The sequence below is a fragment of the Agromyces sp. C10 genome (genome assembly GCF_023217995.1).
Classification (GTDB): Bacteria; Actinomycetota; Actinomycetes; order Actinomycetales; family Microbacteriaceae; genus Agromyces; species Agromyces indicus.
The window spans coordinates 25,377-38,025 of sequence record NZ_JALPSX010000013.1 but is presented as its reverse complement, the minus strand read 5'-3'; the positions used below and the strand labels follow the sequence as shown (position 1 = coordinate 38,025).

Annotated in this window: 9 protein-coding genes; 4 read left to right on the top strand and 5 right to left on the bottom strand. The window is 73.8% G+C overall.

What is annotated here, in order from left to right:
• Positions 1–138 precede the first annotated feature (138 nt).
• Together M1L56_RS14460 and M1L56_RS14455 are read left to right on the top strand one after the other, a co-directional pair.
• Complete coding sequence (locus M1L56_RS14460) at positions 139–1,575, top strand: FAD-binding oxidoreductase (protein WP_248599760.1); 1,437 nt, start codon at positions 139–141, stop codon at positions 1,573–1,575.
• Positions 1,576–1,716: 141 nt separating this feature from the next.
• Complete coding sequence (locus tag M1L56_RS14455) at positions 1,717–2,901, top strand: hypothetical protein (RefSeq protein ID WP_248599759.1); 1,185 nt, start codon at positions 1,717–1,719, stop codon at positions 2,899–2,901.
• Between the two features lie 58 nt (positions 2,902–2,959).
• On the opposite strand, the gene M1L56_RS14450 is transcribed toward M1L56_RS14455, so the two are convergent.
• Positions 2,960–3,457 (bottom strand): hypothetical protein, encoded by a 498-nt coding sequence (locus tag M1L56_RS14450; RefSeq protein ID WP_248599758.1) that lies wholly within the window; start codon positions 3,455–3,457, stop codon positions 2,960–2,962.
• 115 nt (positions 3,458–3,572) lie between these two features.
• On the opposite strand from M1L56_RS14450, the gene M1L56_RS14445 reads away from it, so the two are divergent.
• Positions 3,573–4,574 (top strand): LLM class F420-dependent oxidoreductase, encoded by a 1,002-nt coding sequence (locus M1L56_RS14445; RefSeq protein WP_248599757.1) that lies wholly within the window; start codon positions 3,573–3,575, stop codon positions 4,572–4,574.
• Between the two features lie 123 nt (positions 4,575–4,697).
• Here M1L56_RS14445 and M1L56_RS14440 read toward each other — a convergent pair whose 3' ends face one another.
• From M1L56_RS14440 to M1L56_RS16000, 3 genes are all read right to left on the bottom strand, one after another.
• Positions 4,698–4,982: a glutaredoxin domain-containing protein gene (locus M1L56_RS14440; protein ID WP_067948064.1), complete on the bottom strand. Its 285-nt coding sequence runs from the start codon at positions 4,980–4,982 to the stop codon at positions 4,698–4,700.
• Positions 4,983–5,064: 82 nt separating this feature from the next.
• Complete coding sequence (locus M1L56_RS14435) at positions 5,065–8,631, bottom strand: bifunctional RecB family nuclease/DEAD/DEAH box helicase (protein WP_248599756.1); 3,567 nt, start codon at positions 8,629–8,631, stop codon at positions 5,065–5,067.
• Between the two features lie 141 nt (positions 8,632–8,772).
• Positions 8,773–11,649 (bottom strand): BREX system ATP-binding domain-containing protein, encoded by a 2,877-nt coding sequence (locus M1L56_RS16000; protein ID WP_308198881.1) that lies wholly within the window; start codon positions 11,647–11,649, stop codon positions 8,773–8,775.
• A 93-nt stretch (positions 11,650–11,742) separates the two neighbouring features.
• Between M1L56_RS16000 and M1L56_RS14420 the strand changes: the two genes are divergently transcribed.
• The gene (locus M1L56_RS14420; protein ID WP_248599755.1) at positions 11,743–11,994 is read left to right on the top strand and encodes a hypothetical protein; all 252 of its coding nucleotides are present in this window, start codon (positions 11,743–11,745) and stop codon (positions 11,992–11,994) included.
• Here the strand turns inward: M1L56_RS14420 and M1L56_RS14415 are convergent.
• Entirely contained in the window at positions 11,948–12,607 is a 660-nt protein-coding gene (locus M1L56_RS14415) for a TetR/AcrR family transcriptional regulator (RefSeq protein WP_248599754.1), read from the bottom strand. The genes M1L56_RS14420 and M1L56_RS14415 overlap by 47 nt on opposite strands.
• Positions 12,608–12,649 lie beyond the last annotated feature (42 nt).

The window sequence follows — 12,649 nt, the reverse complement described above, 5'->3', positions numbered from 1 at the left end:
GATGACCCTCTGTCCCGGCCGCCCCGCACGTCATTGGATGGAACCCGTCGTGAGCGCCCCCGGCAACCCGGGCGGCCGTCGGAGCAAGCGCCCTACCTCGGCCCGGCCCGCGACCCACGCACCTGAAAGGAACCACCCGTGAACTCCCTTGCCTTCGACACCGTCGCGCTCTCGCTGCGCGAGGCCTTCGCCATGCTCGACGAGCGGCTCGACGGTCGGCTCCACCTGCCCGGCGACTCCGACTGGGACGCCGTCCGCGCGGCCTGGAACCTCGCCGTCGACCAGCGGCCCGCGGCCGTCGTGGTCGCGGCATCCGTCGCCGACATCGCCACCACCGTGCGCGCCGCACGCGACCTCGGACTCGCCGTCGCCCCGCAGGCCACCGGCCACAACGCCGCACCGCTCGTCGACGGCCACGGGCTCGCCGACGCGATCCTGCTCCGCACGCACGAGCTCCGCGGCGTGGAGGTGCGCCCCAACCAGCGCATCGCCCGCGTCGAGCCCGGCGCGCTCTGGGGTGACGTGGTCGCCGCCACCGCGCCGCACGGACTCACCGCGCTCGCCGGATCGTCGCACGACGTCGGCGTCGTCGGGTACACGCTGGGCGGGGGCGTCTCGTTCCTCGGACGCGCCCACGGGCTCGCGGCGAACCACGTCGTCGCGGTCGAGCTCGTCACCGCCGACGGCGAGTTCCGCCGCGTCGACGCCGAGCACGACCCCGAGCTGTTCTGGGCGGTCCGCGGCGGCGGCGGCGACTTCGGCGTCGTCACCGCCCTCGAGTTCGGCCTGTTCGCGATCGAGCAGGTGATCGCCGGGGCGCTGTTCTTCCCGATCGACCGCGCCGGCGAGGTCCTCGAGACCTGGGCCGAGTGGACCGCGTCGGTGCCCGACACCGTCACGTCGGTCGGGCGGGTGCTGCGCTTCCCGATCATGCCCGAGCTGCCGCCGTTCCTCTCCGGCCGCTCGTTCGCGCTCATCGAAGCCGTCGTGCAGGAGGCGCCCGAGGTCGCCGACCGCCTGCTCGCGCCGCTGCGCGCGCTCGCGCCCGAGATCGACACGATCCACCTGCAGGCCCCGGCCGAGCTGCTGCAGCTGCACATGGACCCGCCCGGACCGACCCCCGGCCACGGCGACGCCATGATGCTCAAGGACCTGCCCGCCGAGGCCGTGCGCGCGTTCATCGCCGCGGTCGGACCGGAGTCGGACACGGCGCTGCTGTCGGCCGAGATCCGCCACCTCGGGGGAGCGTTCGACCCGTCCGCGGCCGTCGAGCTCGCCGCCGAGCGGGACCTGCCCGCCCCCGGTGCGATCGCCGGGTTCGAGGGACGCTACCTCGTGTTCGGCGTCGGCATCGCCGCACCCGACACGATCGACGCGGTCGTCGCGTCGCTCGGACGCCTGCTCGCCCGCATCGAGCCTTGGCGCGCGGCCGAGGAGTACCTCAACTTCACCGAGCGTCCCGCCGCCGGTGAGCGCTTCTTCGGCGACGACGGACGACTCGCCCGGCTGCGGGCGCTCAAGGCGGCGATCGACCCGACGGGCGTCATCCGCTCGAATCACCCGGTGCGCCGCTGACGGAATCACGCGGAGACGGGCCCGGCCGGACGGTCGGGTCAGTTTCGCGTCCGCTCTGGGTCTGTCGGATCAGAGCCGAGGTTCCTAGGCTGGGGGGCACGCGACGGCGACGTCGTCGTCGCCGGAATCGGAGGAGGACGAATGACGGTCCACTACGAACTGCCCACCGCGAGCGACTTCCGGACGCTGGCAGGTGAGCACTATCCCGCGGTCACGATCTACGCCGCGGCGGCGCCGACCGTGAGCGAGCGGGAACGCGCCGAGACGGCGGTGAAGAGCGGGTTCGACGAGGCGCTCGACCGCCTCCGTGCCGACGGCGTCGAACCGGCCGCGATCCATGCGCTCAGGGCCGAACGGGACCGGGTGCTCGGCGACGAAGACGTGTGGAGGTCGCTCTCGCGTTCGATCGCCGTGTTCGCGGCGCCGGGCTTCAACGAGGTGTACGTGCTCCCCAACCGGCTGGACGACGCCGTGCACGTCGGATCGCACTTCACGCTCGGGCAGCTGCTCCGCGCGCCGAGCCAGGACCAGGAGGCCTTCGCGGTCACGCTGTCGTCGAACGAGTGGGCGCTCTGGCGCGCACGTGCGACCGCGCGCGCCGAGGAGATGCCACTCGACCCGAACCTGCCGAAGAACCTCGAGGAGGCCGTCAACCGCGACCTCGGCGAGCCGATCCGCAAGAAGGGCGCCGGACACGGCGACCGCGGCACGCCCGAGCAGGACCGCCGCCCGGAGATCCAGGACAACTACGCCAAGCAGGTCGCCGACGCGGTCTGGCAGGCGCTCCACACGGAGGACCCCGACGGCCGCGTGCCGCTGTTCGTGTTCGCGGCCGAGCCGCTGCTCACGTCGTTCATGGATCGGGCGCACAACGGGCGCCGGGTCGTGGCCGTCCCGGGCGGCGCCGATCGCCTGAACGCCGCCGAGATCGACGAGGAGCTCCGCCGCCAGTTGGCGGAGCTCAACGTGCGCGAGGCGAAGGCCGCCCTCAAGGACCTCGCCGACGGCAGCGCCGGACGCGTCGAGCGCGACATCGCGGCGATCGGGCGGATGGCCGCCGAGGGCGGCGTCGAGACGTACTGGTTCGACTTCACCACCTCGGTCAACGGCACGCTCGACCCCGAATCCGGGGCGGTCGAGTTCGCCACCTCGAACGGCGGAGGACCGGCGCTCGCCGACGGGACGCGCGCGGGCGACCTCCTGCCCGAGCTGGCGATGATGGTGCTGTCGCGGGGCGGCAAGGTCGTCACCGTGCGCGGGGAGGACCTCCAGGACACCGAATGGACGGGACCGGCCGTGGCCGAGCTGCGGTTCGCCCTCACATAGGCAGGAGTCCGCGTCATGCCGCGGGGTCGCTCCGAACGGGGCGGCCCCGCGGTCTGCGTCAGGCGGTGGCGGCCACCGGGCCGCCGACGGCGGCGGCGGCGCGGGCGGCGTGGAGCGTGCGGGTCGCGGCATCCGCCACCGCCCGGACCAGCGTGGAGATCGGGGCGAGGCGGCGGTGCGCGTCGGGCCGTGAGGCGCGGGCGCCGGCGCCGAAGCCGGGGACGGCCTCGAGGACCGGCACGACGACCGCCGGCTGGCACTCGAGGTGCACCTCGATCTCGCGCGTGCGGGGATCCTCGATGATGGCCTCGAAGGCGACGCGTGCGCGGCGGACGCGTCCGCGGCGTCGCGGCGGCGTGGAGCGGATGCCGAGCCGGAGCCGTTCGGGCGACGTGCCGACGCCCGCGGGCCCGGCGGGGACGAACTCGACCCGCCACAGCTCGCTCGGGCACTCGGCGACGCCGGCGACGTGGATCAGGCGAACCCCGCCGGACGTGATCGCCACAGCGGAGAGCTGGTCCGGGTGCACGTGCGCGTGATCGGTGAGGTGCGACATGTTCGCAGACGCTACGGGCGCGGCCCGGCGGCGGCATCAGGGGTGACGCTGAGATCGGGGCATCCGTTTTCCGCAACCCCTGCGACCGCCTCCCCGGCCGACCTAGGCTTGCGGGATGCGATTCGGATTCTTCGTTCCCCAGGGATGGCGCCACGACCTCGTCGGCATCGAGCCGGCCGACCACTGGTCGACGATGCACGGCCTCGCCGCGCACGCCGACCGCGAGGACTCGCCGTGGGAGTCGATCTGGGTCTACGACCACTTCCACACCGTCCCCGTCGCGAGCGACACCGAGGCGACGCACGAGGCGTGGTCGCTGATGTCGGCGTTCGCCGCCTCGACCTCGCGCGTGCGGCTCGGCCAGATGTGCACGTGCATGTCGTACCGCAATCCGGCCTACCTCGCGAAGGTCGCCGCGACGGCCGACCTCATCTCCGGCGGGCGCATCGAGATGGGCATCGGCGCCGGATGGTACGAGCACGAGTGGCGCGCGTACGGGTACGGGTTCCCCGACGCTCCCGCGCGGCTGCGGATGCTGCGCGAGGGCGTCGAGATCATGCACCAGGCGTGGACGACCGGCCGTGCGAGCCTCGACGGGGAGTTCTACCAGGTCGACGGCGCGATCGTGCAGCCGCAGCCGCTGCAGCCCGGCGGCATTCCCATGTGGGTCGCCGGCGGCGGTGAGAAGGTGACGCTGAAGATCGCGGCGAAGTACGCGTCGTACACGAACTTCTTCGGCAGCCCCGAGGAGTTCAGCCACAAGAGCGAGGTGCTCCGCGGGCACACCGACAGGCTCGGCCGCGACGACGACTCGATCGTGCGCAGCGCCAACTTCAACACGGTCATCGGCGAGGACGAGGCGGATGTCGCGCGGCGCCTGGAGGCGATCGAGGCGCGCGTCGCCCCGTACCTCGGACCCGAGGTGACCGAGCGGTTCATGAACGACTACCGCGGGCCGTCGGCGATCGCCGTGGGCACGCCCGAGCAGGTCGTCGAGCGGCTCCTCGACATGAAGGCGCGCGGCCTGGGCTACGCGATCCACTACTTCCCCGAGCTCGCGTTCGACCGCACCGGGCTCGAGCTCTACGAGCGCGAGGTGCTCCCCGCCCTGCGCTGACCGGTACGGGGCCGTTTTCAGGAGTTATCCGGCGGGTCGTGTCGGTCAGCGGCGTGTCGTCCTGAGAACGGTGCCGAATCGACGAGACCTCCTGAGAAGCGCAGTCCCAGCGGATGCCGCGGCTCAGGCGGCGGCGGAGTCCGCCTCGACCTCGTCGAGCTTCGCCGCGAGCTCGGCGTCGGACGGCTCGGTGAAGTGGGTGCCGTCGGGGAACACGACCACGGGGATGTTCGTGCGGCCGGAGATGGCCTTCGCGCGGGCTGCGCCCTCGACGACGACCTCGAGGTCGACGTACTCGTAATCGACGCCGCGGCGATCGAGCAGCGCCTTCGAACGGCGGCAGTCGCCGCACCAGTCGGCGCCGTACATGGTGATGCGGTCGGGGTTCACGTCGGTCGAGGTGGTCATGCGAATACCCTACGTGGATACCCTGTGAGGGATTCTCAGCGACGGTCGCCGCTGGCTCGCGCGGGCGACGCGTCCGGCGCGGTCAGCGGACCGGGGCGCGGTCGAGCGTCGGCAGTTCCACGCCGACCAGCCGGGCGAAGGCACTGAGCTGCGCCACGCCCTGCGGGGTCCGCGGCAGCGCGTCGAGCAGGCCGGGGGAGTACACCAGGAAGGCCGCGACCTGCGCCCGCGAGATGGCGACGTTGAGGCGGTTCTTGAGCAGCAGGAACTCGATGCCCCGCGGCGCGGCGGCAGCCGAGGAGGCGGCGAGCGTCACGATGGCCACGGCCGCCTCCTGCCCCTGGAACTTGTCGACCGTGCCGACGGGCACGTCGCGGAGCCCGGCGCGGTCGAGCGCATCGCGCACGAGCGAGAGCTGGGCGTTGTAGGGCGTCACCACGATGAGGTCGGCCTGCGTCAGCGGGCGCGCGTCGGCGGGGCCCGGGTCGGTTCCGCCGCTCGCATCGGTGTAGGTGCGGCCGATCAGGGACGCGGCGATGCGCACGACCTCGGCCGCCTCCTCGGGCGATTCCGTCGTGTTGCCGTCGTGGACGACCGGAACGGGGGTGAGTCCCGGGTCGACGCCCTCGATCGAGCGGAGCGCGGCGCACTCGTGCGACTCGAGCTCACCCTCGTACGACAGGTGGGAGACGGGCGCGGCGAGCGCGGGATGCATGCGGCGGCTCTGTGCGAGGAAGTAGCCGAGCTCGTCGGGGAGGACGTCGTGCCCGTCGGCGATCCACCCCAGCGCGGACATGTCGACCGGCTCGGGGTGCGTGCCCTGGCTGACCTGGGGGAGCTGCTGCGGGTCGCCGAGGAGCAGCAGGCGTCGCGCCGCGACCGACGCGGCGATGGTCGACGCGAGGGAGAACTGCCCGGCTTCGTCGATCACCAGCAGGTCGAGCGCGCGACGCCCCACCCGACCGGCGTTCGCGAAGTCCCAGGCGGTGCCGCCGTAGACGAACCCGGTGGCTGCGTTGGCCGCCAGGTAGGCGGACGCGCCGTCCTTCTCGATCGTGGTCCACGGTCGGTCGATGCCGTCGTCGCGGTCCTTCGGCGCCTTCGCGACGAGGCGGGGATCGAGCCCGGCGGCGACGACCGCGTCGAGCAGGTGCTCGACGACGGCGTGCGACTGCGCGACCACGCCGATCTTCCAGCCGTGGTGGCCGACGAGTCTCGCGATGACCCGCGAAGCGACGTAGGTCTTGCCCGTGCCGGGCGGCCCCTGCACGGCGAGGTAGGAGTTGTCGAGGTCGCCGAGCGACCGCGCGACGGCACCGACGTAGTCGTGGTCGGGCAGCGGAGCGAGCGATCCCGATCTCGTGCGCGGCGGGATGCGGCGCAGGAGGTCGACGGCCGGGTCGCGCGGCCAGTCCGGCTGCCGATCGACGATCGGGCGCGCCCATTCCGCGATGGCGTCCTTCTGGCGGCCCGCGGGCGGGGGGTTGCCCGGCACCAGCGCCGCCGGCAGTTCGCGCCACGTCTCGCCGGCGACCGAGCGCTCGCACACGAGCACGCCGTCGGGCGCGGCCTCGAGCACCGTGGCGCGCGTGCTCGCACGGGACCCGGGACGCCGCACGTCGGACGGGAACGGCGCCGGCCATTCGTAGAGGAGGTACAGCTCGGCGCCCGGACTGAAGCGCGATCCGGGGGCGATCCGGCCGCGCAGCAGCAGTTCGCGGCGATCCTGCTGCTGCCGACCCTCGCGATACCAGTCCTGCGTCACCCGGGTCTGCGCCGGGTCGACGACGAGCACGTCGCGGTGGTCCTCCCAGGCCTCGAGCGGTTGCTCGACGCGGAAGAAGTGCCCCCACCAGAAGCTCTTCATCTCCCGGTCGTGGTAGTCGATCGCGGCCGCCGCCATGGCGAGCGCCCGGCGATCGGGATCGGCGGTGCGCTGCTCGGCCGGACCGGCGAGCCGCTCGAGCTCGACCGCGAGCGGACTGGCCGCGTACTGCTTGCCGGTGGGCTCGGCGAGCAGGAGCGCCGGAACGGGCGCGATGCCGCGCGACCGCGCGAGCCCCAGCAGCCAGTCGCGGAGGCGCAGCGTCGACACGCAGTCGTAGCGGTTGTACTCGGCCAGGTCGTCGAGCACGTGCTGTGCCGCGGCCTCGCCCGACAGCCCCGTCGCCGGGTCGAACCCGCCGGTGTCGCGCAGTTCGCGCGCCCGCACGTACTCGAGGATGGAGTCGCCGCCCGACTTCACGTCGGCTTCGCGCAGCTCGTCGCCCATGTAGAGCGGCTCGAGCTTCTTGATCGAGTACGAGCGGCTGCCCACGCGAACGGCGCGCTTGACGACGGGGTACAGGTCGACCAGCACGCCGTCGGCCAGCAGCTGGTCGACCTCGGCCTCGCCGACCCCGTGCCGTGCGGCGATCGAGGTCAGGTGCGTGCGCTCGTAGCTGGCGTAGTGGTAGATGTGCAGGTTCGGGTACCGCTCACGCCGCTCGCGGACGAACGCGAGGAAGCGCACGAGCGCCTCGCGTTCCTCGTCGAAGCTGTGCGCCCAGATCGGCGTGAACCGCTCGTCGACGTCGATCATGCCGAAGAGGTAGTCGAGGCCCCACTGCGTCGCGGCGCCCTCGGTGTAGAGCGGGTCGCCCTCGAAGTCGAAGAAGAGGTCGCCGGGGTCGGGCTCGGGGATCGCGGCGAGCGCGCCGGGCTCGCGCACCTCGACGGGCGGCGGCAGCGGCGGGTCGTCGGGGGTGCGGGTGCCGGATGCCGCGGCGTCGAGTTCGGCCGCCTCGGCCGCGAGCTGCAGCCGCGCCTGCACGCGGAGTCCGTCGAGCGTGGCGTCGAGCACGCCCTCGACGGGGCCGGAGGAGGCGGCGAGCTGGTCGATCGTGGTGATGCCGGCGTCGACGAAGTGCGCCCGCTGCGTGGTGCGCATGCCGGCCACGAGCAGCAGGTCGCGGTGGGCCTGGACCTCGAGGTCGCAGGTCGGGCATCGCCCGTCGAACGTGTAGCGCGGGTCGCCCCACGCCACCGGCGCCTCGTCGGCGAGGCGCTCGTCGACGATCCGACGGAGGCGGTCGCGACGGAGGAGGTAGACGGGCTCGATGTCGTCGAGGCGGTGCGAACTGGTGGTGCCGTCGCCGAGCAGCAGCTCGACGGTCTCGGCGCGCGGGATGCCGAGCCGGTCGAGCTGGGCGGCGTACGCGGCGAGCTGCAGGAGCGCGGTCACGCGCGCTCGCCGCGCGAGCTTGGAATCCTGCACGAGATAGCGCCCGTCGGGCTGTCGCACGATGAAGTCCGCGAATCCGACGAACCCGTCGTCGACGAACGTCGCCTGGAAGACCACCGGCGCGCCCGACTCGAACGCCGCTCGCGTCGCCTCGACGGCGGCGTCGAGCTGCTCGGGGTCGCGCAGGTCGGGTCGCGCGATCTCGACCACGCCGGCCCCGAACTCGTCGCGGTAACGCTGCAGCACGCGCTCCTCGTGCGCGTCGCCGAGCCGGCCGGCGCGTTCGAGCATGGAATCCGTCGAGGGCTCGAAGAGCGTGTCGCGGCCGAGCTTGACGTCGAGCTCGCGGAGGAACGCGAACTCGCAGTCGGACGCCTTCTTGAGGTCGCTCGCGCTCGTGACGACCGTGTCGCCCACCAGGTACATCCGAGCCTCCCGACCTCGTCGTGCGATCAACGCTAGCCGCGACATCCGACACCGGCGCACGCGGACGCGACGGCCGGCACGCCGGACGCGACGGGCCGACGGCTGCCCGGCGACGACGACGGCAGCGGCGCGCCGCCCGGGTCACGCCGAGCGCTCGCGCGCCTCCGCCATCCGCGCGAGGTCGACGCGGTTGGCCGCGCCGGTCTTCCGCAGCAGGTTCGAGATGTGCGAGCTCACGGTCTTCTCGCTGATCGTGAGCAGCGCGGCGATCTCGGCGTAGGTGCGGCCGTCCACGATGTACGGCAGCAGCTCGCGTTCGCGTCGCGTGAGGGCGACGCCGCTCAGCGTCTCGAGGCCGTCGGCGTCGAGGGCCGCGGCATCCGTCGACTCGTCGTCGTACAGGCGCACGCGCGACCACAGCGCGAGCGATTCGACCTCGTCGAGCAGCGAATCGGCCTCGAGTCGCCGAGCGAGCCTCGCCGCGCGCCGGAGCAGCTCGCGACCCCGCGCCGGCTCGCCGTCGTCGCCGGTCAGGTCGGCCTCGGCGCCGCGGCGGCACGCGTACGCCTCCTCCCATGCGAGGTCGGCGGCCCTGCACGCCTCGGCCGCGGCCGCCCACAGGACGCCGGCGTCGGCCGCACGCCTGGCCCGGGCGCGCTCCGCGGCGGTGAGCGCGTCGAGTGCGACGAGGTCGGCCGGGTACGAGACGCCGAGCGTCCGTGCGAGCACGTGCGGGTGCTCGGCGTCGAGCCGGTCGAGGCGGTCGAGCACCTCGGAGGGGTCCTCGTGCCGGTCGCGCGCTTCGTCGGCGAGGTCGGCGAGGGCCCGGATGGCGAGCGGGATGAGCCACTCGCACGAGTTGTCGCCCGCGCGGGCGTCGATGAGCGGCATCACGGCCGCGAGCGCCCCGGCGGCGTCGTTGCGCGCGAACCGGGCGAGCGCCTGCGCGTGCGCCATCGACGATCGCGTGTAGGCGGGCGGCTCGTGGAAGCGCTCGACGGCGCGCCTGAGGTGCGCCTCGGCGTCGTCCGCGCGGCCCTGGAACGCGGCGAGCAGCGCCGATGCGGTCCGCAGCCCGAGGTCGATGAAGCGCGGCGGATCCTCGGCGCGCACGTGCCGGAAGGCGGCGCGGGCGGCGGGGATGTCGCCGATGATGATCCGGGTGCGCGCCTCGGTGAGCGCCACGGTCGCGGTGACGACGTACGGCGCCCCCGCGGCCTCGAGGTCGGCACGGATGGCGCTCAGCGTGCGTGCCGCGGAGCGGTAGTCCGGTTCCGCGTACGCCTCCCAGAACGACGCGAGCATCGCCGACCAGAAGTGCCGCGCGGGCAGCGCGATGGCGCGGGTGCGCTCGGCGAGCTCGCGGGCGCGCGGCAGGTCGCGCATGAGCGCCGCGACCTGGCCGGTCGTCGCGAGTGCGGCCGAGAGCACCTCGGTGTCGCCGAGCCCCGTGGCCCGCTGCACCGCCTCGGCGGCGTGGACCGCGCACGCCGGGTCGCCCTCGAGGATCTCGGCGTGCGCGAGCTCGACCATGGCGAGCGCGTACTCGCGGCTGTCGGGATGGTCGGACGCGAGGCGCAGGGCCTCACGGGCCGGGGCGGAGTCGGCGAGGTCGCCGCCGACCCGGAAGCGGAGGTGCTGGCGGCGCAGGAGCAGTGCGGCGACGTGCAGCGGCTCGGTGTCGGCGTCGGCGTCGGCGAGCATCTCGGAGACGGCGGCGTACTCGTCGTCGCTGTTGCCGGCGTCCGCCGCGGCATCCGCCCACTGTTCGAGCAGGCGCCGCCGCTCGGCGGGTGCAGCCGGGTGCACGTCGGCCGCCTGGAGGTCGACGCAGCGTCGGAGCAGGCGCAGCCGGGTGGCGTGGTCGCCGGTGCCGGCGAGCGCGTCGACGGCGCGCAGGCTCGCGTCGCGGCATCCGTTCGGGTCGCCCGCCGCGGCCAGGTGGTCGGCGAGGTCGACGAGCAGGTCGGCGGATGCCTCGCCCGAGTCGATCACCCGCTCGGTGCTGCGGGCCAGTTGCCGGTGGCGGTCGCGTCGCTCGGCCTCCGGGATCTCGGCGACGAGGACCTCGGCGATGAGCGGGTGGTGGAACCAGAGCCGCCCGGCCGCGTCGTGTTCGAGGACCCGGGTGGCGATCGCGGGCCGCAGGTCGCGCTCGGCCTCGGCCCAGGCGGGGTCGACGGCGGCGAGCGCGCGGGAGCGGACCGGCTTGCCGTGCAGCGCGAGCATCACGCAGAGGTGCTGGGTGGACGGCGGCAGCTGCGACCAGGCCTGCAGCACGGCCGAGCCGAGGTCGGGCGCGACGGTCGCGGGCGCGGTGGCGGCGGCGGGGTCGACGCCCTCGAGGAGGAGCCGGGCGTGGTACGGGTTGCCGCGCGTCCGTTCGAACACGTCGCTCACGAGCGTCTCGTGGGGCGTGCCGCCGATCACCGCGGCCACGAGCTCGCGCGTCGCGGCGCGGTCGAGCGGGTCGAGGTCGAGCGCCCGCGCTCCGGGCAGGCGGAGGAGGTCGGTCGCCCAGCGGTCGACGGGTCGTCCTGCACCGGCCCGCACGGTGGCGAGGATCGCGAGTGGGCGGTCCTCGGCGCCCCCGGCGAGGAACATCAGCGCGTCGAGGGTGCTCGGGTCGGCCCACTGCAGGTCGTCGATGGCGACGATGACGGGTCCGTCGGCCAGCAGGCGATCGACCGCGTCGTCGAGCGCGAGCGGCGCGGGCCGGTGCGCGGCGTCGGCGCGCTCGAGTTCGCCGGCGTGCTTGAGGAGGGCTCGCACGGCGAGGTTCGGCACGCGCGTGGTGAGGGGGAGGTTCCGTGCCGTGAGGACTGCGGTCGAGGCGTCGGCGGCGTCGGCGGCGTCGGCGGCGTCGGAGGCCGCCTGCATGAGCGCGGTCTTGCCGACGCCCGGCTCGCCCCGGATCAGGACGGTGCGTGCGGACCCGCGGGCGGCGGCAGTCAGCTCGTGTCGGAGGGACGAGAGTTCACGCTCCCGGCCCACGAGCTGGGTCGCGTCGCGCGGCACCCCTCCAGTGTGGCACTCATCTGAGGGATCCTCACGGGATTCTGAGGATCTCCCCCTGATGTGGGGGCGCGTTCCGCGCGGCACGGTGGCCCCATGGACCGCATCATCTTGACCGTCGTGCTCGTCGGCGGCTACCTGGCACTGGTCGTCGCGGCGAACGTCGAAGCGCCGGCTCCCCAGCAGGCGACCGCCGCGGCGTTCGTCGCGTCGCCGGCCACGGCCGACGCAGCGGAGCACTGGAGCGCGAACTCGGGCGTCACGGGGGTGCCGCTGACCGCCGACGCCGCCGAGCGCACGCTCACCTCGTCGTTCGACCGGCTCCCGAAGCCGAACGCGCCGCGCTGAGCGCCCCGCGCGGCAGCCCGAGCAGTCCTTCCACCGCTCGGTGGATGAGCGAGCCCCGGTCGCCCGTGTCGCCCCAACGCACGAGCGCCTGCGCGTTCAGGCCGTCGATCATGCCGAGCAGCTGCCAGGCGGTGGCGGCCGCGTCATCCGTCTCGAACCCGGCCTCGGCCACGCCCTGCTCGATCACGCCCTGCACGACGACCTGCCACGCGTCCATCTGATCGCGAACGGATGCCGCGAGCGCGTCGTTGCGCCGACCGAGTGCCCACGCCTCGACCCAGACCACCGTCACGTCGTCGCGTGCGCCGTCGAGGAGCGTGTCGAGCAGGGCGCCCAAGCGCCGGCGCGGTTCGGGCTGCGCGGCGATGAGCCGGGCCACCTCGTCGGTCTCGGCGCCGACGATGGTGCTGAACGTGCTGGCGACGAGCGCGTCCATGTTCGGTTCGTAGTGCGCGACGAGCGCGGGCGCGACGCCGGCCCGCGCGGCGATGGAGCGCAGCGTGACAGCGGCGAGGCCCTGTTCGAGGGCGACGCCGCGCGCGGCATCCGCGATCTCGGCGGATCGTTCGGCCGGGCTCTTGCGCGACGCCCTCGCGCGGGCGGGTGTTGACATCGTGCGGCCAGTCTATGTAACCTCCTGCACTATTGATCAACT

Bases quoted from the DNA above. Each gene is read 5' to 3' on its own strand.
- M1L56_RS14455 (WP_248599759.1), top strand. From the start codon at position 1,717: ATGACGGTCCACTACGAACTGCCCACCGCGAGCGACTTCCGGACGCTG.
- M1L56_RS14450 (WP_248599758.1), bottom strand. From the start codon at position 3,457: ATGTCGCACCTCACCGATCACGCGCACGTGCACCCGGACCAGCTCTCC.
- M1L56_RS14445 (WP_248599757.1), top strand. From the start codon at position 3,573: ATGCGATTCGGATTCTTCGTTCCCCAGGGATGGCGCCACGACCTCGTC.
- M1L56_RS14440 (WP_067948064.1), bottom strand. From the start codon at position 4,982: ATGACCACCTCGACCGACGTGAACCCCGACCGCATCACCATGTACGGC.
- M1L56_RS14435 (WP_248599756.1), bottom strand. From the start codon at position 8,631: ATGTACCTGGTGGGCGACACGGTCGTCACGAGCGCGAGCGACCTCAAG.
- M1L56_RS14420 (WP_248599755.1), top strand. From the start codon at position 11,743: ATGGACCGCATCATCTTGACCGTCGTGCTCGTCGGCGGCTACCTGGCA.
- M1L56_RS14415 (WP_248599754.1), bottom strand. From the start codon at position 12,607: ATGTCAACACCCGCCCGCGCGAGGGCGTCGCGCAAGAGCCCGGCCGAA.